The sequence below is a fragment of the Gordonia zhenghanii genome (genome assembly GCF_021738965.1).
In the GTDB taxonomy this organism is placed as follows: Bacteria; Actinomycetota; Actinomycetes; order Mycobacteriales; family Mycobacteriaceae; genus Gordonia; species Gordonia zhenghanii.
The window spans coordinates 328,685-348,111 of record NZ_JAKKOQ010000007.1 but is presented as its reverse complement, the minus strand read 5'-3'; the positions used below and the strand labels follow the sequence as shown (position 1 = coordinate 348,111).

Annotated in this window: 19 protein-coding genes and 1 rRNA gene; 2 read left to right on the top strand and 18 right to left on the bottom strand. The window is 65.0% G+C overall.

What is annotated here, in order from left to right:
- A 16S ribosomal RNA gene (locus L5G32_RS10250) occupies positions 1 to 124 on the bottom strand; the annotation flags it as partial.
- A 638-nt stretch (positions 125 to 762) separates the two neighbouring features.
- Here L5G32_RS10250 and mftM point away from each other — a divergent pair.
- Positions 763 to 1,653, top strand: coding sequence for a mycofactocin oligosaccharide methyltransferase MftM (gene mftM, locus L5G32_RS10245; protein ID WP_237010928.1), 891 nt, complete (start codon positions 763 to 765; stop codon positions 1,651 to 1,653).
- Between the two features lie 25 nt (positions 1,654 to 1,678).
- Here the strand turns inward: mftM and L5G32_RS10240 are convergent, their stop codons facing one another.
- From L5G32_RS10240 to murA, 7 genes are all read right to left on the bottom strand, one after another.
- Positions 1,679 to 2,359 carry a MadR family response regulator transcription factor gene (locus L5G32_RS10240; protein WP_237010927.1) on the bottom strand — a complete coding sequence of 227 codons (681 nt, stop codon included), beginning with the start codon at positions 2,357 to 2,359 and terminating at the stop codon, positions 1,679 to 1,681.
- Positions 2,356 to 3,666: a MadS family sensor histidine kinase gene (locus L5G32_RS10235; protein WP_237010926.1), complete on the bottom strand. Its 1,311-nt coding sequence runs from the start codon at positions 3,664 to 3,666 to the stop codon at positions 2,356 to 2,358. Before L5G32_RS10235 ends, L5G32_RS10240 begins: the two co-directional genes overlap by 4 nt.
- Before the next feature lie 2 nt (positions 3,667 to 3,668).
- Complete coding sequence (locus L5G32_RS10230) at positions 3,669 to 4,850, bottom strand: iron-containing alcohol dehydrogenase (RefSeq protein ID WP_237010925.1); 1,182 nt, start codon at positions 4,848 to 4,850, stop codon at positions 3,669 to 3,671.
- A gap of 40 nt (positions 4,851 to 4,890) precedes the next feature.
- Positions 4,891 to 6,417, bottom strand: a complete 1,527-nt coding sequence (gene madC / locus L5G32_RS10225) for a MadC family VWA domain-containing protein (RefSeq protein ID WP_237020029.1) — start codon at positions 6,415 to 6,417, stop codon at positions 4,891 to 4,893.
- 6 nt (positions 6,418 to 6,423) lie between these two features.
- Positions 6,424 to 7,407, bottom strand: a complete 984-nt coding sequence (locus L5G32_RS10220) for a MadB family AAA-type ATPase (RefSeq protein WP_237010923.1) — start codon at positions 7,405 to 7,407, stop codon at positions 6,424 to 6,426.
- Between the two features lie 89 nt (positions 7,408 to 7,496).
- Entirely contained in the window at positions 7,497 to 8,768 is a 1,272-nt protein-coding gene (gene mdo, locus L5G32_RS10215; protein WP_237010922.1) for an NDMA-dependent methanol dehydrogenase, read from the bottom strand.
- 184 nt (positions 8,769 to 8,952) lie between these two features.
- The gene (gene murA, locus L5G32_RS10210; RefSeq protein WP_237010921.1) at positions 8,953 to 10,209 is read right to left on the bottom strand and encodes a UDP-N-acetylglucosamine 1-carboxyvinyltransferase; all 1,257 of its coding nucleotides are present in this window, start codon (positions 10,207 to 10,209) and stop codon (positions 8,953 to 8,955) included.
- Positions 10,210 to 10,261: 52 nt separating this feature from the next.
- On the opposite strand from murA, the gene L5G32_RS10205 reads away from it, so the two are divergent.
- Positions 10,262 to 10,852, top strand: a complete 591-nt coding sequence (locus tag L5G32_RS10205) for a cob(I)yrinic acid a,c-diamide adenosyltransferase (RefSeq protein ID WP_237010920.1) — start codon at positions 10,262 to 10,264, stop codon at positions 10,850 to 10,852.
- 54 nt (positions 10,853 to 10,906) lie between these two features.
- On the opposite strand, the gene L5G32_RS10200 is transcribed toward L5G32_RS10205, so the two are convergent.
- The 10 genes from L5G32_RS10200 to L5G32_RS10155 all read right to left on the bottom strand — a co-directional run bounded on the left by L5G32_RS10200 (position 10,907) and on the right by L5G32_RS10155 (position 19,393).
- Positions 10,907 to 11,353: a DUF2550 domain-containing protein gene (locus L5G32_RS10200; protein WP_237010919.1), complete on the bottom strand. Its 447-nt coding sequence runs from the start codon at positions 11,351 to 11,353 to the stop codon at positions 10,907 to 10,909.
- A 104-nt stretch (positions 11,354 to 11,457) separates the two neighbouring features.
- A complete protein-coding gene (locus L5G32_RS10195) occupies positions 11,458 to 11,835 on the bottom strand; it encodes a F0F1 ATP synthase subunit epsilon (RefSeq protein WP_237010918.1) in 378 nt (125 codons plus the stop codon).
- A 9-nt stretch (positions 11,836 to 11,844) separates the two neighbouring features.
- Entirely contained in the window at positions 11,845 to 13,293 is a 1,449-nt protein-coding gene (gene atpD / locus L5G32_RS10190) for a F0F1 ATP synthase subunit beta (RefSeq protein WP_237010917.1), read from the bottom strand.
- 35 nt (positions 13,294 to 13,328) lie between these two features.
- Positions 13,329 to 14,285, bottom strand: a complete 957-nt coding sequence (locus tag L5G32_RS10185) for a F0F1 ATP synthase subunit gamma (protein ID WP_237010916.1) — start codon at positions 14,283 to 14,285, stop codon at positions 13,329 to 13,331.
- A gap of 2 nt (positions 14,286 to 14,287) precedes the next feature.
- Complete coding sequence (atpA, locus tag L5G32_RS10180) at positions 14,288 to 15,922, bottom strand: F0F1 ATP synthase subunit alpha (RefSeq protein ID WP_237010915.1); 1,635 nt, start codon at positions 15,920 to 15,922, stop codon at positions 14,288 to 14,290.
- 54 nt (positions 15,923 to 15,976) lie between these two features.
- Positions 15,977 to 16,798, bottom strand: coding sequence for a F0F1 ATP synthase subunit delta (locus tag L5G32_RS10175; protein WP_237010914.1), 822 nt, complete (start codon positions 16,796 to 16,798; stop codon positions 15,977 to 15,979).
- 100 nt (positions 16,799 to 16,898) lie between these two features.
- Positions 16,899 to 17,462 carry a F0F1 ATP synthase subunit B gene (locus L5G32_RS10170; RefSeq protein ID WP_237010913.1) on the bottom strand — a complete coding sequence of 188 codons (564 nt, stop codon included), beginning with the start codon at positions 17,460 to 17,462 and terminating at the stop codon, positions 16,899 to 16,901.
- A gap of 16 nt (positions 17,463 to 17,478) precedes the next feature.
- Positions 17,479 to 17,724: an ATP synthase F0 subunit C gene (locus L5G32_RS10165; RefSeq protein WP_183370826.1), complete on the bottom strand. Its 246-nt coding sequence runs from the start codon at positions 17,722 to 17,724 to the stop codon at positions 17,479 to 17,481.
- A 101-nt stretch (positions 17,725 to 17,825) separates the two neighbouring features.
- Positions 17,826 to 18,566 (bottom strand): F0F1 ATP synthase subunit A, encoded by a 741-nt coding sequence (atpB, locus tag L5G32_RS10160; protein WP_237010912.1) that lies wholly within the window; start codon positions 18,564 to 18,566, stop codon positions 17,826 to 17,828.
- A gap of 302 nt (positions 18,567 to 18,868) precedes the next feature.
- Positions 18,869 to 19,393: a Cg1360 family ATP-synthase-associated protein gene (locus L5G32_RS10155; protein ID WP_237010911.1), complete on the bottom strand. Its 525-nt coding sequence runs from the start codon at positions 19,391 to 19,393 to the stop codon at positions 18,869 to 18,871.
- Between the last annotated feature and the right edge of the window lie 34 nt (positions 19,394 to 19,427).

Sequence of the window (19,427 nt, the reverse complement as noted above, 5' to 3'; positions counted from 1 at the left end):
CACCCACGTGTTACTCACCCGTTCGCCACTCGAGTACCCAGCAAGCTGGGCCTTTCCGTTCGACTTGCATGTGTTAAGCACGCCGCCAGCGTTCGTCCTGAGCCAGGATCAAACTCTCCAACAAAAACTATCAAAACACCCACCACAAAGTAGCGAGCGATTTCGACACAAAGCCAGAAAGCAAAACCTGACCAATCCAAAAAACTGACTGATAAATCTACTCAATAAAAACAACAAACCCCCGAAAGGATTCATCCTTGTCACAAACAGACAATCTCAGCCACAAAACAAAAATAATATGGCACAAGAAAATCCATCACACACTATCGAGTTCTCAAAGAACACACACCCACCAGCACCAACCCACAACAGGGCCGAACTCCAGCAAGCACATACATTGTTTGCGTCAACCGTTTTCAGGCCAACTCCCCCAACCTATCAGGCCAAGGACCACCCGGCAAAACCCACACCCGAACCCCGTCACCAGGGAACGAAACTGAACTTTGCCGAAGCGGATTTCCCACTCTACTCGACCTGGCCGCGATTTCACAATCGCGAACTTGGGAGTCCGTGGCGTCGTCGCGGCCGGGCCGCTCTGACTGAACATAAGTTACGCACAACCGGGCGGAAGGGCAAATCGGCAGGTCGGCGGCGCGCCGAGTCAGGTCGGGTCGGCCCATTGATCGCAACCTGTCCGAACGGACAGGAGGTCGGCCCGATCGGACAGTTACCGAGGCGCCACCGGATTCATACGGTCTAGTCATGACCGCCACCGTTGAGGCCCGACCCATTGCCCAGGCCAACCACACCGTCGAGGACGAGTGCAGCGTCGGCCGAAGCATCGATGTCGTGGCCAGTACTGCGTTGGCGGACGGAACAGTTCCCGAAGGCTTCACTCGGTGCGGTGTACTTGCGTGGCAGCGATCCAGCGACGACGGCGTCGTGATCGCCCATCCGTTCACCGCCGACTCGATCAGCGACAGCACGGCGGTGAATGCCCTGTCTTGTCTGGTTCACGCCGGAGTCGTCGCCGGCCAGACGGAGTTCGAGTCGGCGATGGTCGGCCTCATCTCAACGAGCTGTCCTGGGCCGACTGCCGCATGGTCGGCGTACTACTCGAACTCCGTCGAAGGTCTGCGGTCAGGCCGCGCTGACTTCGCTCCTGTGCACCACCGCGCTCTCGCCCTCATCACAGGAACGAGCGTGTTGGAGGTCGGCTGCTGCTTCGGATTCTTCGCAGTGCAGTGCGCGCAGAACGGGATCGAGGTCCATGCGTGCGACATCTGTCCAGAGGCCCTCGACCTCCTCGACCTCGCATCCGCCCGGCTCGGCGTCGGAGTGCAGACCGTGCTTGGCGACGCCCGGGCCCTTCCCCACCACGACGGTTCTGTCGACACTGTCAGTCTGATCCACCTCCTCGAGCATCTGTCGACCGCTGACGTCGAGGCTGCCATCGGCGAGGCGTTGCGCGTGGCTCGGATGAGAGTAGTGATCGCCGTGCCGTTCGAGAATCAGCCGTCGGCGCATTTCGGTCATCTGCAAAGCCTGTCCGAGGACGACCTACTCCGGTGGGCCGCGCCGTGGGTTCGTTCGGGAATGAGGGCGACCGTGTTCGCCGACCACGGCGGATGGCTGGTCATCGACAAGGCCTAAGCGAGCACGTCCCAGATCAGACGGCTCAGATCAGGCCCCGCTTGCTCGCCACGTACACGGCGTCGGTCCGTTTGCTCACGCCGAGCTTCCTGATCAGGTTGCGAATATGGAACTTCACGGTCGATTCCGAGATGTACAAGGTTCCCCCGACTTCTGCGTTCGACTTGCCTTCGGCGAGGAGTCGCAGCACTTCCCGTTCGCGGTCGGTGAGTTCAGCGGCCACGTCGCGACCTCCGGACACCGTGCGCAACACGATCGTCGCGCTCCGTGGGTCGAACGCGCTTCCGCCAGTCGCGACGGCGCGGACCGCTCGAATGAGTTCGGTCGTGTCGACGTCCTTCACGACGTAACCACGTGCTCCAGCTCGGACGGCCCGCACTACGAGGTCGTCGTCCAAGAAGGTGGTCAACACGAGGGACGCCACTCCCGGGTGGCGCCTGGAGATCTCCTCGATGAGTCGGAGCCCTTCATAGTCCGCACCTGCCGTGAGCTTGAGGTCGACAACGACGACGTCGGGCGCGCTGTGCGCAATCTCCGCGAGCGCACTGTCGAACGAACTGGCCTCACCGACCACCTCGACCGCGGTGTCGCGATCGAGGAGCGAACGTAGTCCCTCGCGCAGCAGCGCATGGTCGTCGACCAGAACTGTCCTGACGGCTTGCTCACCCCGGGCACCAGCGCTGCCCGGTCCGCCGCTTCTCGTCATACCGCCCCCTTCTCCGCGCACGGTATGTCGGCCGCGATTCGAATCCCGCCGAGCCTCGAGCGGCGGATGGCGAAGCCACCGCCTCGTTCGGCGGCGCGCGAGGCCATGTTGACCAGTCCTCGGCTGCGTCCGGACGTGATGTCGTCACGCTCGGCTGCCGCCAACACCGATCGCAATTCGGGCGGATCGCCGATTCCGTCGTCGTCGACGAGCAGGCGCACGCCCTGCCCGTCGTACTCGAGGGTCACGGTGACTCGACGGGCCTGCGCGTGCAGCGCGGCGTTGAACAGAGATTCACCCGCGATACGTAGCACCGCGTGCTGCACGTCGCCGGCCAGTTCGCGTGGCCGACCGCGAACAGTGACTGTCACGTCTACGTCGGGCGGCATGTGAAGCGAGCACAGTTCCCGGAGGGTGTCGGCGACGCTGGTCGACGGCCCGCCCGACTTCGCAAGTGTGTAGATCGCGCCGCGCAGCTGCTCCATGGCGTCGCGGCTGAGTTTCACGGCTTTGTCGATTCGCTCGGCAGCCGCACCGCCGACGTCGTCGCGACACAATTCGATCTGCAGTCCCGCCGAGAGAACCGACTGGCCGACTGAGTCGTGCAATTCCCTGGCGATCCGAGCGCGTTCGGTGCCGAGTAGTGCGGTCCGCTGGGCCGCCCACAGTTCCCGCTGGGTCCGGACGAGTTCGTCGTTGCGGTCGGCCAGTTCGTCGGCGCGACGCTGAACCTGCAGGAATAACGACGAATTCACCAACGCCACAGTCGCCTGGCTCGCGAGAATCCGCAGCACGGTGAGGTCCGCGGGGTCGACCCGCTGACCGGCGTCTGTCCACGCAGAGAGTCCACCGACCACGTCTCCGTCGAGTTCTACAGGTACATGGACATGGTGATCGTCCGCGATCGGCGCATGCAGCACCGCCACCTCCCCGCGAAGCACGTCGTTGAGCCGGTTCAGCACGACGTCCGGCAATTCCGTCGGCGACTCGGCGCTCTGGACGCCCTCGAACGCCAGGATCTGTCCGTCTGGACCCGCGATGAGATGCCGCGGTCCGGTGCCGACGAGTTGACCGTCGGCGAGGGCGAACAGCACCCATGCGGCCCCGAGGTGGTCGCGGACTGTCTCGACGACTGCGACGACCAGTGCCTCTGGTCCCGCGGCGGTCTGCACCAGGGCCTTGGAGATGCCGTCCAACGCGAGCATCACCCGACCTACCCGTGCTTCGGAACCGCGGTACTGCGCGTAATGGCCCGCTTTGACCGTGCGGAGTCCGACGAGCGAGGCCAGATCAGGATCAGGTTCCACGACTACAGCGCCTGCCGATACAGGTCGACGATTCCGGAATCGTCCGGACGGCGCGGATTCGTGATCATGCATGAGTCGGCCAATGCGTGAGAAGTCAACAGTTCGAGATCGTCGCTCCGCACGCCCAGCGGCGAGAGCGTCGCGGGCATCCCCACCCGTGCTGCGAGCGTCGTGACGGCGTCCGCCAGACGGTCGGCGACCGTCCGCGGGTCACCCGAGGTCGAGAGTCCGACGGCGTCCGCGAGGCGGACGAAGTCATCGGCGCACACGAGTGCGTTGTAGCGGATCACATACGGCAGAAGAACGGAGTTGATCGTGCCGTGCGGCGCGTCGCAGTGCCCACCGACCGGGTGGCTCATCGCGTGTGTCGCACCCAGGATCGCGTTGGTGAACGCCATGCCAGCTCGCAGCGACGCGAGTGCCATCTCCTCGCCTGCGACGGCGTCGGCGGGGTCGTCCACGAGTCGTTCCAGGTTTGTCCAGACGCCCGTCAGCGACTCGATCGCTAGCGAGTCAGTCAGCCGTCCGTGCGCGAGGGACACGTATGCCTCGATGCAGTGAGTCAGGGTGTCCATGCCCGTCTGAGCCGTTACGCGCGACGAGACCGTCGTGAGCAACGTCGGATCGATGACAGTCACGTTCGGGACCAACGTCCGACCGATGATCGTCACCTTGGTGCGCCGATCGGGGTCGTTGACAATGCAGAACTGGGAGACGTCGGCGCCGCTGCCCGCCGTCGTCGGTACGGCCACCAGCGGCGGAAGGGGACGATGCACGCGGTCGATCCCCTCGTACTCGAGGATGAGCCCTCCGTTGGAAGCGAGGACGGCGACTCCTTTCGCGGCGTCGATGACCGAACCTCCGCCGAGCGCCACCAGACCGTCCGCCGCGTGAGCTTGGTAGGCCGCGAAACCAGCGGCCACCTCATACGAACGCGGATTCGGCGACACGTCGAGATACGACGCCGGTTGCAAGCCCTGTCGCTGCAGGTCCGCGAACAGTCGCCCGTACCACGGTGTCTGTTCGATGGTGCGGTCGGAGACGATGAGTGACCGACGAACGCCGAGCCCCGCCACAGTGATCGCCGCCTCTGGGAACGAGCCGCGACCGAGCACGATCTCCGGCGTGTGGAACTTCGCAACGCTCGTCGCCGCGCGCGCACGATCTGTACCCGGATCGGTCACCGGCCCTCCACTTCCTCGTTCTGCGACAGACGGTACCGGCTCACCGCAGCGCCGAACCGAGTTCGTCGCACTTGTCCATCATCTCGGCGGCGTCGCGCGCGCTGACGACCCCAGAGCAGTGTTCGCCATACTCTGCGAGCGAACACCCCGTCTGCGTCCAGTACCGCGACGGTTCCGGGGTCAGCCACGCGACGCGATGGGCTCGACGCGCCATCGTCTCGAAGAGATCGACGCGTGGATCGAAGGCATTGCTGCGACCGTCACCGACGACGAGAACGCTGGTCCGTCGGGTGATTAGGTCGCCGTAGTCGTCGAGCGTCGTCTGCCAGACCCGTCCGTAGTCGCTGGTCGCCGACAGGTCCAGCCCATCGGCGGCGAGAACCTCCGCCAATGCGGTGTCTGGCTCGGATACCCGCAACTCAGGCGTTACGCGGACCGCACGGTCGACGAATGCGATCACCTCGCAACGGCTGCCTTGTCGGTGCAGCGTCTGCGCGAGTCGGAGGATGAACCCAGCCACCGGACGCACTGACAGCGAGACGTCGACGAGGACAAGCAGTCGCACCTGCCCCGGAACGCGGACCCTCTTCCACAGTTCGGCCGGGACGCCGTCTGTGTGCGCGGCCGCACGCATAGTGGAACGGACGTCGAGCCGACCACCGTCGGTCAGCCGCGACACCGGTCGAGGCGCACCTCGCATCCGCTGAACCAACCGGTGGCACGCACGATCGATGTCGGCCTGATCGCGATGGACGTGTGACGGTCCGGTCAGCTCGCCGTCAGCGAGAACATTCTCGGCCAGACGTTCGGTCAGCGCGGACATGAAGTCCTCGAGCGCGCGCTGGACCTGTTGGCGACGCGCATCGTCGAGATCTTCCATGCCGTCGACTCCGTAGGCACTGCGTCCGTCCGTGGAGTCGAGCACTGAGAGGAGGTCCGCCGCGTCGACCAGACTCAACTCCGAGCCCGCGACGCGCGCAGCCGTGCCGGTCAGCTCGCCGACCTGCGCAGCGTCGGCATTGTCGATCTCGATCGTGTAGGTGACGCCGCCGGACACCCTCGACGAGTCGGTGTCGACCTGGAGTTCCTCGGCTCCGGACGAGACCGAGAAGTCGTTCTCCTCACGATGAGCGCTCTCGGCGTTCCGCTCGCGGGCTTCCGGGTCGTCGACCATCAAGTCGCCGATCTCGGCCGTGTGTTCGTCCGCGCCGATCATCCGGGCTGCGCCCTCGAATTCGTCGTCCCAATCCAGTTCGTCAGGAAGCTCGCCGGCCAGCCCCCGAACGTGCGGTAGATCGGCGGGTCCGTCGTCCACCGCTTCATCACCGATGAAGAACGCGTCGAAGACCGTCTCGAAGCCGCCCCGCTCGTACTCGTATTTGACACTGACGCTCCGCAACGCGGTTCGCAGTCGACCGAGATCGCCGCCTCCGACCAGAGCGAGCACACGCCTGATCTCGATCACCTCTGCTGGCGAACACCCCAGCCCGATCGTTCGCAGAGCCCTGCCGAAGTGCACGGCCACAGTGTCAAGAAGGCGGACGCCCACATCGTTCTCGCCCAGCACGCCGACTCAGCTCCGCGCGACGGCGCTGTGTGCACGGCCCGCGCCGAATGCCCGCCCCGTGGTCGATCCCCGCTGGTGCTCCGGTTCGGCCGACATCGAAGGCGTGGCGAACGCCCGGCGGACATGGTCGAGGTCGGTCCCGAACTTCACGAGGAGTGACATCAGCGCAGGGTCCGCCGGAGACAGGAGCGACGCGGCCCGCGAGGCATCGATGACCTCTGCGATCGACGGGCTCTTACGCAGCGGCAGCTCACGCAGCCTACGTGCCAGATCGACGACGTCGGCGATCACCGACTCCTCCACGTCCGGGGCACGCACTGCGACGATCCGACACTCGCGCTCGGCTGACGGGTACTCCACCTGGAAATGCAGGCAACGCCGCTTCAACGCGGCTGACAGCTCTCGCGTGTCATTGGACGTCAGGATCACCCACGGCGACGAGCGCGCCGCGAACGTGCCGAGTTCGGGCACCGTGACCTGCCTCTCGGCGAGCACCTCGAGCATCACAGCTTCCATCGCCTCGTCGGTCCGATCGATCTCATCCACCAGGAGCACCGTCGGCTCGGGCGAGACGATCGCGGCCAGCAGCGGGCGTGGAACGAGGAAACCCTCGGTGTAGACGCCGACCTCGGTCTCCGCGAGGGCGGTCGACGCCGCCGCGAGCGTGTCGTACTCGGCGAGTTCGGTTCCGATCCGATCGCGGAGCATCTGCACGTGCAGCAGTTGGCGAGCGTAGTCCCACTCGTACAACGCACGGGAGTCGTCGAGCCCTTCGTAGCACTGCAGCCGGATCAGTTCCCGTCCCGATGCGGCGGCCAACGCCTTCGCCAACTCGGTCTTCCCGACACCTGCCGACCCCTCGAGTAGCAGCGGACGATCCAAGATGGTCGCCAAGTGGACGACCGTCGCCAGATCGTCGTCGATCAGATAGCCCTCTGACTCCAGGGCTCTCGCCAGGTCGGCGGAAGTCTCGAAATTCGGGTCACTCATGAATGCCTCACTCAGGTCCGGAAGAAGGTGTAGCGGACGGGACGCCGCCGATCGACGGCCCGGAGGGCTCGGCGATCGGCGGCGTGCGGTCAGTACGAGCCGGTGAAGGCGTGCCGGACCATCGGGATCAACGACTCGACGGTCGATTCACGCGGGTTGGCAGGAGTGCACCAGTCGCCCATCATGTGCTCGGCGATCGCACGGACCTGTGCGTCTGAGGTGTCGACTCCGTCGCCGCGACCCTCGTACTTGCCGGTGTTCATCCGGTTCTTCTCGTACGTCGACGTCGTCAGCTGCCCGAAATTCTCCGGGATACCCAGGTCCTTGGACAGGCGGATGGCCTCTTCCACCGCAGCGTCGGCGGCCTGGACCGTCGTCATGTTCCGGGTGTCGACGCCGAGCAGGGCGGCGATCTCGGCGTACCGCTCGTAGCGCGCGGGCAGGTTGTACTCCCACACACGCGGCAACGCGATGGCGTTGTTCAGTCCGTGGTGGCTGTCGTAGAACGCGCTGAATGCGTGCGACATGGAGTGGATCATGCCGAGCCCGCCCGAGTTGAACGCCTGCGCGGCGATGTACTGCGCATGCATCATGCCCGACCGCGCGGCGAGGTTCTTCGGATCGTAGACAGCGGTCCGCAGGTTGTCACGAATGAGCTCGATCGAGTATTTCGCATTGCCGAGAGACGGCTCGAAGTCCAGTCGCGAGACGAACGGCTCGCTGGCGTGCGCGAGGACGTCGAATCCGCAGAACGCAGTGAAGTGCTCGGGGCACGAGTAGTAGAGCAAAGGGTCGTCCATTGCGAGGTCCACGAGGCAGGAGTCGTCGAAGGCCACCCACTTGTGCGGGTTGTCCATGTCGGATGTATCGGTGATGACATACGCCCACGACGTCTCCGAGCCCGTGCCCGCGGTGGTCGACACCGCGATGTGCTTCGGGTTCTCCTTGTTGGTGGCCTTGGAGAAGCCCTCGAACTCGTTGATGTTGCGACCGTCGTGCGCGATCACCATGCGCGCGCCCTTGGCTGCGTCGTGACTCGAACCGCCGCCGACCGAGATAATGCCGTCGCACTTCTCGGACTGGTAACGCGCGGCGGCGTCCATCGCGTTGAAGTCCTTGGGATTGGACTGGACCTCGTCGAACAGGACCACGTCCACGCCCTGATATTCGATCTTCCCGGTCAGCTCTTCGATAATGCCCGATCCGCGAAGACCGGTCGTCATCAACAGGACTCGGGTCATGCCGAGTTCCTTGGCTTCCACGCCGAGCATGTCGTGCGCGCCGACACCCAGCTTCGCCTTCGGGAAGGGATGGAACTCCTTGATCGGGAACTCCCAGATCTGATTCAGCTCGATGGCCATGATGGTGACTCCTGTGAGGTTGCCGTGTGGGTCCTTCACAGCCTGTGCTCTGCGTCACCTACCCGACAAGGCCTACTGACCTGCAGCGCAAGGAGTCGACCCGGGAGACCAGGACGGTACCTGTCCGAACGGACAGGTACCGCGGGTTCGCCGCCTCGCTACGCCGACACCATGCGTCAGTCAGTCAGTCACGGACGCGAACGATGGTGCCGCCGAGACTGCGGAGCTGATTCTCGAAGTCCGGGTACCCGCGGTCGATGTGCTCGATGTCGTGGACCTCGGTGTCGCCGTCGGCGACGAGCCCGGCGAGGACCAGTCCGACGCCGGCGCGGATGTCAGACGACCACACCGGAGCACTCGACAACTTCTCTACGCCGCGGATCACTGCGTGGTGACCGTCGGTACGGGCATCGGCGCCGAGCCGAACCAGTTCCTCGACGAATCGGAATCGCGCCTCGAACACGTTCTCGGTGACCATCGACAGTCCCTCACACACGGTCGCCAGACCGATGGCCATCGGCTGCAGATCTGTCGGGTATCCCGGGAACGGAAGCGTCGCCGTGTTCACCGCGACGGGCCGTGCCTCCTGGATCACGCGGAACCCGTCGTCGAACCGGTCCACGTGTGCGCCCGCCCCCTCTAGCTTCTTCAAGACCAACCGAAGATGCTCTGGCTCGATACCGCGCACCGTGATGTCGCCGCGGGTCATCGCCGCGGCGACGGCCCACGTACCTGCGACGATCCGGTCGCCGACGACATGATGTGTCGTCGGTGCCAGCGAGTCGACGCCGACCACCGTGAGAATCGGAGTGCCTGCGCCGTCGATCCGCGCCCCCATCTCGGACAGCATCACACAGAGATCGACGATCTCGGGCTCGCGGGCGGCGTTCTCGATCGTGGTCACGCCCTCAGCGAGGACCGCAGCCATCAGGATGTTCTCCGTCGCGCCAACCGACGGGAAGTCGAGCACCACTTCGGCGCCCCGCAGGACCTCCGCCTCGGCCACGACGCATCCGTGCTCGATAGTGCTTTTGGCTCCGAGGGAGCGAAGGCCGGCCTGGTGCATGTCGAGAGGGCGCGAACCGATCGCGTCGCCACCCGGCAGCGCGACCACCGCGCGATGTCGACGAGCCATCAGCGGACCGAGCACGCACACCGACGCGCGGAACTGCTTCACCGCATCGAAGTCCGCGTGATAGTCGGGCTCGGCCGGGGAATCAATGGTCACCGTGTCACCGGAGATGTCGACGGTGGCGCCGAGACCACGCAGCACGTCAGCCATCAGCGGCACGTCGGCGATCTCCGGTGCGTTGGTCAGCACCGTGCGCCCCTCGGCGAGCAGCGACGCAGCCATTAACTTGAGAACGCTGTTCTTTGCTCCGCCGACAAACACTTCGCCGACCAGACGTGCCCCACCGGACACCACGTAACGATCACTCACCGACACAGTGTATCGGCCTGACACTTGGTTTCCCTGACGTAGGTTACTGAGTATGGCTGTACACCTGACACGTATCTACACACGGACCGGCGACGACGGCAGTACCGGGCTCTCCGACTTCTCGCGCGTCGCGAAGAACGACCTGCGCGTCGTCGCGTACGCCGACTGCGACGAGGCCAACACTGTCGTGGGTCTGGCACTCACCGTCGCCGGGGACGTCCCCGACGACATCGCGGCAGTGCTGACAACTGTCCAGAACGATCTCTTCGATGCAGGAGCCGACCTCTCGACGCCCGTCGTCGACGAGCCCGCATACCCCCCGCTGCGGATCGAAGCGGCGTACATCGATGCCCTCGAGAAATGGTGCGATCAGTTCGGCGAAGAGCTCCAGCCGCTCGACTCGTTCATCCTCCCGGGCGGCACTCCCCTGTCGGCCCATCTCCATCAGGCGCGCGTCGTCGTGCGCCGCGCCGAGCGGGCCGCCTGGGCGGCGATCGAGGCGCATCCTGAGGACACCAGCGTCCTGCCGGCGAAGTATCTCAACCGACTATCGGACCTGCTGTTCATCCTCGGCCGCGTCGCGAACGTGCGCGCGGGCGTCTCGGACGTGAAGTGGGTACCGGGCGGAGATCGAAAGCGCTGAGGTCTCGACTCCGCTCGACCAACGGGTAGTCGGCTCGACCAACGGGTAGTCGATTTATGCTGCAGGCCTACGACGCGCACGGCGCGGGGCACGGGCCTCCAGCCACGACTGGAAGGCGGTCATCGCTGCAGGCGCCATCGCCAGTTCGTAAGCCGGTTCCTGCCCTCGCCGTCCGATGGTGATCTCGGCGACCACCATCTCGGAGTCCATGATCTCCGACTCCGTGCCGAACGGCCTACGACGGCCCGACACTTCGATTCGGCGGCGAGACAGGCTCACCGACGGACCGAGCTTGAACGACGACAACCGGAAGTACAGGATCGCGTCGTCGGTGTAGTGGATCGACCCGTGTCGCCACCCCTCGTCGGCGTCGGCGGGCAGGGGGCGCAGCAGCACCGGCGTCCCGGCAAGACGCACCAGACGAAGCCGATAGACCAGCAATCCGGCAGCGATCAACCCGACAAGCACCACAGCACTCAGACACCAGGCCCAGATAGGCATCGGGTCGACCTCCTCACCGTCACTCTCGAAAGTACGCGAACAGCCGCCCTGCACAGTGCAGGACGGCTGTTCGCTCGTTCACATCTCTACTTCTAACGTCCGAGTCAGCTCACGGCTTCGACGGCGCGCATGCGCGATTTCGCACGGAGGAAATCCTCGCTGCCTTCGGTCGCCGATTCGAGAACTGCTTGCTCGGCGGCCACGTCGATGTCCTCGGAGAACTGTGCGGACTCGGCGAGGACAGTCACCGTGTCGGCGGTGACCGACAGGAAACCACCCTGCACGGCCATCGCCTTGCGGGCGCCGTCCTCAGCGGTCAGAACCACACAGCCGCCCGGGGCGAGCTCGCCAAGCATCGGCTCGTGGTTGGCCATGATGCCGATCTGACCGACCGTGGTCTGTGCCACCACGAGCGTCGCGTCTCCGGAGTAGAGCGCGGCGTCGGGTGCCACCACATCGAGGCGGAAAGTGTTGTCAGCCATGTGCGGAGACTACTTTCCGGCGATCTTCTTGGCAGCGGCCTCGACGTCGTCGAGTCCACCGCAGCTGTTGAACGCCTGCTCCGGCAGGTGATCGAACTCGCCCTTGCAGACGCGGTCGAACGCCTCGATGGTGTCCTTGAGCGAGACGACCGAACCGACCTGACCGGTGAACTTCTCGGCGACGAGGAAGTTCTGGCCGAGGAACTTCTGCAGGCGACGTGCACGCTGCACGGTGACCTTGTCCTCTTCGGACAGCTCGTCCATACCGAGGATCGCGATGATGTCCTGCAGTTCCTTGTACTTCTGCAGGATCTGCTTGACCTCGTTGGCGACGCGGAAGTGCTCGTCGCCGACGATCGACGCCTCGAGAATGCGCGACGTGGAGGTCAGCGGATCCACGGCCGGGTAGATGCCCAGCTGCGAGATCGGGCGCGAGAGCTCGGTGGTCGCGTCCAAGTGGGCGAACGTGGTCGCAGGCGCGGGGTCGGTGTAGTCGTCGGCGGGGACGTAGATCGCCTGCAGCGAGGTGATCGAGCGGCCCTTGGTCGACGTGATGCGCTCCTGGAGCTCACCCATCTCGTCCGCCAGGGTCGGCTGGTAGCCGACGGCCGACGGCATACGACCGAGAAGGGTCGAGACCTCGGAACCTGCCTGGGTGAAGCGGAAGATGTTGTCGATGAACAACAGGACGTCCTGGTGCTGAACGTCGCGGAAGTACTCGGCCATCGTCAGGGCCGAGAGCGCGACACGCATACGCGTCCCGGGCGGCTCGTCCATCTGGCCGAACACCAACGCGGTGTCCTGCAGAACGCCCATCTCCTCCATCTCGAGGTGGAGGTCGGTGCCCTCACGGGTACGCTCACCGACGCCCGCGAACACCGAGGTGCCGGAGAACTCGCGAGCGATACGGGTGATCATCTCCTGGATCAGAACGGTCTTGCCGACACCGGCACCGCCGAACAGGCCGATCTTGCCGCCCTTGACGTACGGGGTCAGAAGGTCGATGACCTTGATACCGGTCTCGAGGATCTCGGTCTTGCCCTCGAGCTGGTCGAAGGCTGGCGGCTTGCGGTGGATGCCCCACTGCTCGCCGTCGCGGCCGGTGCCCGGCGCGTCCAGGCAGTCGCCCAGAGCGTTGAAGACGTGGCCCTTGACGACGTCGCCGACGGGGACCGAGATCGGGTTGCCCGTGTCGACGACTGCCGCGCCGCGAACCAGGCCGTCGGTCGGCTGCATCGAGACGGTGCGCACCACGTTGTCGCCGAGGTGCTGTGCGACCTCGAGCGTCAGCGTCTTGGCGACTGCCGCGAGGGTGACCTCGGCGTGCAGAGCGTTGTACAGGTTGGGGATGGCGCCGCGGGGGAACTCAACGTCGACCACGGGGCCGATCACCCGGGCGACACGACCCGCGGTCGCCGAAGCGGCGCCCGCGGACGAGTCGGTGACTGCTGCAGTCATTGGTTACTTCACTTTCCTCGGTTGTCTTGTCGCGATCAGTTCGCCAGCGCCTCGACGCCGCCGACGATTTCGCTGATTTCCTGGGTGATCTGAGCCTGTCGCGCTGCGTTGGCCTGTCGCGACAATGTCTTCTCGAGCTCGTTCGCGTTGTCCGTGGCCGCCTTCATCGCGGTACGACGGGCGGCGCTCTCCGACGCTGCCGAGTCGAGCAGTGCGGCGAAGATGCGAGACGCGACGTACTTGGGAAGCAGTGCGTCCAACAGTTCGTCGGCCTCCGGCTCGAACTCGACCTCGGCGCTGACCTTGTCTGCGCCGTCGGTCAGGATGTCGTCGCCCATGTCGAGATGTTCCATCTCGAACTCGATGTCGATCGGCGCCATGCGGCGGACGACCGGCTTCTGGGTGAGCATCGACACGAAACGCGTGTACACGATGTGCAGCTCGTCGAAGCCCTCGACCTGTCCCGCGTCCTCACCCGGCAGCGGGCACTGCTCGCCCGAACCGGCGAGGAACGCGTCAACCAGGTGGCGGACTGCCTCCGCGCTGTCGGCGAACGCAGGCTGCTGCGAGAAGCCCGACCAGCTCGCGGCGATCGGACGCTCACGGAACGTGTAGTACCCGATGCCCTTGCGGCCCATCACGTACACGACCGGCTCCTTGCCCTCGCTGCGGAGCAGCGAAAGGAGCTCTTCGGTCTCCTTGAGGACGTTCGAGTTGTAGCCACCGCACTGGCCGCTGTCACTCGTGACGACCAGCACGGCCGCCCGCTTCGCGTTCTCGCGGGCGGTCAGCAGCGGGCTGTCGAGCGACGAGCTCGCGCTCGCCAGAGTGGTGACGACCCGTGTGATCTCCTCGGAGTAGGGACGAGCGGCTGCCACTCGTGCCTGCGCCTTGGTGATTCGCGACGTCGCGATCAGTTCCTGCGCCTTGGTGATCTTCTTGGTCGACTGGATCGACCTGATCCGCGAGCGCAGCTCCCGAATAGTGGCCATGGTTACTTCGTCTTCTTCGTAACTCGGATCGTCTCGGACTCGACGTCTTCAGCGGCCAGCGGATCAGCCTCGGCCTCGACGACTCGTGAGCCGTCGGCCGCGATGAACCCTGCCTTGAAGTTGTTCGTCGCGGTTGCGAGAGCGTCCTTGTCGTCGGCCGTCAGCTTCTTGCCGCCCGCGATGTTGCCGTACACGCCCGAAGCCGTGTGGTGCAGATCGGCGAGCAGTTCGGACTCGAAGCGACGGATGTCTGCGACCGGGACCGAGTCCATGTAGCCCTCACCGCAGAGGTAGAGCGACACGATCTGGTCTTCGACGGCGACCGGGCTGTACTGGTCCTGCTTGAGCAGCTCGACCCAGCGGGCGCCGCGCTCGAGCTGTGCCTTCGATGCCGCGTCCAGGTCGGAGGCGAAAGCCGAGAAGGCTTCGAGCTCACGGAACTGGGCGAGCTCCAGACGCAGCGAACCGGAGACGTCCTTCAGACCCTTGGTCTGGGCGGCGCCACCGACACGCGAGACGGAGATACCGACGTTGATGGCCGGGCGGACACCCTTGTTGAAGAGGTCCGACTCGAGGAAGACCTGGCCGTCGGTGATCGAGATGACGTTGGTCGGGATGAACGCCGACACGTCGTTGGCCTTCGTCTCGATGATCGGCAGACCGGTCATCGAGCCTGCGCCGAGTTCGTCGGACAGCTTGGCGCAACGCTCCAGGAGGCGCGAGTGCAAGTAGAAGACGTCGCCCGGGTATGCCTCGCGGCCCGGCGGGCGACGCAGCAGCAGCGAGATGGCGCGGTAGGCCTCGGCCTGCTTCGAGAGATCGTCGAACACGATGAGAACGTGCTTGCCCTGGTACATCCAGTGCTGGCCGAGGGCGGAGCCTGCGTACGGTGCGAGCCACTTGTAGCCTGCCGAGTCGGATGCGGGAGCGGCGACGATCGTCGTGTACTCCATCGCGCCGGCCTCTTCGAGCGCCGTCTTGACGCCTGCGATGGTCGAGCCCTTCTGGCCGACGGCGACGTAGATGCAGCGAACCTGCTTCTCCGGGTCGCCGGTCGCCCAGTTGTCTTTCTGGTTCAGGATGGCGTCGATGCAGACCGCGGTCTTACCGGTCTTGCGGTCGCCGATGATCAGCTGGCGCTGTCCGCGACCGATCGCGGTCATCGCGTCGACGGCCTTGATGCCGGTGGCGAGCGACTCTTCGACGGGCTGACGCTCGAGGACGCTGGCTGCCTGGAGTTCGAGGACGCGGTCGGCCTCGGCCTCGATGGCGCCGAGGCCGTCGATCGGTGCGCCGAGCGGGTCGATGACGCGGCCGAGGAAGTTGTCGCCGACCGGGACCGACAGGACGTTGCCGGTGCGCTTGACTTCCTGGCCTTCTTCGATGTGCTCCGAGTCGCCGAGGATGACGGCGCCGACCTCGTCCAAGTCGAGGTTCAGTGCCACACCGCGGATGCCGCCCTCGAACTCGAGGAGTTCGTTGGCCATCGCGCCGGGCAGGCCGGACACGTGGGCGATGCCGTCACCGGTGTCGGCGACCGTGCCGACCTCTTCGCGGGTGGCCTTGCCGTCCACTTCCTGGGTGTAACTTGCGATCGCGCTCCGAATTTCATCGGAGGAGATGGTCAACTCCGCCATGTTCCTGCTCTTCCTGGCTATCTAAGTGGTCTTTGGGAATCGGGTGTTACTTGGTCACCGCAAGCCGCGGCGCAGCGTTGCGATCTTGCCGGACAGACTCCCGTCGATGCGCTCGTCGCCCACGCGGACGACGACGCCTCCGAGGAGTGCCGGATCGATGTCGACGTGCAGGGTGACCGGCGCGGCGTAGATGGTGGCCAGCTTCGCCGCCAGCGCGGTGCGCTGATCAGCGGAGAGTTCACCGGCGCTGGTCACAAATGCGACCTTACGTCCGTTGCTCGCCGCGGCGAGCTGCGAGAGCTCGTCGATCGAGTCTCCGGGGGCCTCATCGGTACGGCTGACCGCGAACTCCGCGAGCTTGCTCGTGACGTCCGTGACCTTGCCGTCGATCAGCTTGCGCAGCAGGCCGAAGCGATCGGCGGCGCTGCGGGTGCGGTCGGAGAGCGCCTGTTCGAGCGCTCCGTCTCCCTTGACGACGCGGGAGAGGCGGAACAGCTCCTCCTCCACCGTGTCGATGCGGCCGGATTCCTTTGCCGCGAACAGCAGTGCCTCGCACCCGAGGGACTGCAGACCGTTCACGAGGTCGGCCTCGCTCGACCAGGCGCGCGCTGCCACCGAGGCGACGACGCTACGAGTGGTGTCCGAGACCTTGCCGGAAAGCACGGTCTCGGCGACCTTCGCACGCGAGTCCGCAGCGGTGGCCGTGTCGGCGAGCGCGATGCGCAGCGGGCGATTGTCATTCACGGTGGCGGCCACCGAGAGCAGTTCATCGCCAACGGTCACCGCATCGGTGCTCGGCGCGGACGAACCGCGCAGGGCGGTCTCCAGCTCGATGCGAGCCCCCTCGAGGGCTTCACGGCTAGACGCTGCGTACATCTTTGTGCATTCCTTCTTCCGGCGGAGTCGTCAGGCAGTGGGTGCGAGGGGGCAGTTCCGCCCGCTCGCCGTCCCACACCATCATTCCTGCTGCCCTGGATTACTTGGCGGTCTCGGCGTCGAGCTCGGCGAGGAACCGGTCGACGGTTCCCGCCTGCTTGGCGTCGTCCGAGAGTGACGTACCGACCAGCTTCTCGGCCAGGTCGACGGACATCTTGCCGAGGTCACCGCGCAGTTCGGAGACGACCTGCTGACGCTGAGCGTCGAGCTGGGTGTTTCCGTTGGCGATGATCCGGTCGCTCTCGGTGGTCGCCTGAGCCTTCATGTCCGCGATGATCTGGGTGCCCTGCGTGCGGGCTTCCTCGCGGATTCCGGCTGCCTCTTCGCGAGCACCTGCAAGCTGCTCACGGTAGGCCTTCAGCGACTCCGCGGCTTCGGCCTGTGCGGCCTCCGCGCGCTCGATGCCGCCCTCGATGGTCTCGCGACGCTCGGCGAGGACCTGCTTGTACTTCGGAATGACGAACTTCCAGAAGACGAACAGAACGACTGCGAAGGCGACCAGCGACCAAGTGATGTCGTACCACTGCGGCAGCAGCGGATTCGGTGGCTGGTGATCGCCACCTTCCTCCGGCGAGGGTGCTGCCAGAATCAGTTCGTTGATCATTGGTGTCGTCTCGCTATCAGAAGATGAAGCCGGCGACGATACCGATCAGCGCCAGTGCCTCGGAGAGTGCGATACCCAGGAACATGGTGGTGCGGATCTGGCCGGCGAGCTCGGGCTGGCGGGCGATGCCCTCGATGGCCTTACCGGCCACGATGCCGACGCCGATGCCGGGGCCGATGGCTGCGAGGCCGTAGCCGATCGCGCCGAAGCCCTTACCGGTGATCTCGGAGTCTGCGGCGAGAGTCTGGGCGATGATGCTCATCTTGCGATTCCCTTTCTTGGTGGCTCCCCGCCCGGTCGGGCGAGTGAGTCAGTTCGTGTCGGTTCCGGTCATGTCTCCGGGCCCGAGGTCGTGTTCAGTTGTCAGTGCGAGTCAGCGTGGAGCGACTGATCGATGTAGACGGCGGTCAGCAGCGCAAAGATGTACGCCTGCAAGCCGATCACCAGCAACTCGAAGAAGGTGAAGCCGACACCCGCGATGAGGCCGCCGATACCCGCGAAGGACCAGAGGCCACTCTTCTCGACGACGAAGAACTGGGTCGCGGAGAAGAAGAGCACCAGCATGATGTGTCCGGACAGCATGTTGGCCATGAGACGGACGGTCAGCGTGAACGGCCGGAGAATGAAGGTCGAGACGAACTCGATCGGAACCAGCAGGAAGTGCACGGGCAACGGCACTCCGGGGAGGACGATCGACGACTTGATGAAGCCGAAGAAGCCGTACTTGGCGATGCCGACCCAGCAGTAGGTGATGTAAGCGACGGCGGCCATCACCAGCGGCATGCCGATGCGCGCGTTGGATGAGACGTTCAAGAACGGGATGATCGACGTCAGGTTGAGGAAGATCGTGGCGAAGAAGATCGAGGCGATGATCGCGAGGAACTTGCGGCCGTTCTCCTTGCCGAGGATTTCTTCGGCGATGTTGATGCGCACCCAGTCGAGGAAGCTCTCGGCGACGTTCTGCGCTCCGGTCGGGACGATCTTCGGGCTGCGCATGGCGATGAAGAAGCCTGCAGCGACCAGGAACGCGACGACCAGTCGGATGAGCATGAGTCGATCCATGCCCCACCACGCTGGGTTGGGCTGCTCTCCACCGAAGAGCATCACGGGATAGAAGTCCCACAATGTCGGCGCGTGGAATTCGGCTGCGAGGGTGGCGCTCAGCGTTCTCTCCCGTTCTCGGGCCCACCGATCTCACGATCTGCGGGGGGTCCTACTGTCATTTGGCATTCGGCGACATCACCTATGGGGACATCACCCATGGGCGCAGGTCAGCCGAATCAGCCTGCGTGCAGCAGAGTAGCAAGATTCTGGCACGACCAGCGAATCAGGGTTACGGGTATTGCGCCCGGCTCGTAGCTACTATCGGCTGTAGTAGCTGGTCAGGCCGACCTGAGTGAGCATCGTCACAACTTGCGGTCGGTTGTCTGCTCGGGATCAACGTAGACCTGGCGCGTCTTCATCACGCCGAGCAGTTCGCCGCCCAGCACGAGGACGATCGCACCCAGCAGCATCGTGACCAGTGCCGCCTTGTTGTAGAAGTCCATGTCCTTGATCAGTGCGGTCACGGCGATGAGCGCAACGACCTTCACCAGGTACGACCCCATCAGGGCGCCCATCACGACCGATGGCGACCCCTTCGACGTGAACAGGATCGCGACGACGGTGATAAGCACGAAGGCGCCGCCCATCCCCGCTCCTACAAGAACGCCCCACAGTCCCGGCAGTCCCTTGTACGGCCACCACACCAACAGGCCGACCACGAGCAGGATGCCGAACCCGCGGACGCCGTACTTGAGGCCGTTCCACAGCGGTGCGGCGGGATCTTCCCACTCGACCTGACGTTCGGGCGCGTCGGGCTGGTCAGCCCCTCCCGCTTCGGCACTGTCCGACGGTTCAGTACCGTCGGCGTTCTCATCGTTCGTAGACACGCGACAAGGCTAGCGAGGAATAGTCCCTTCGAGC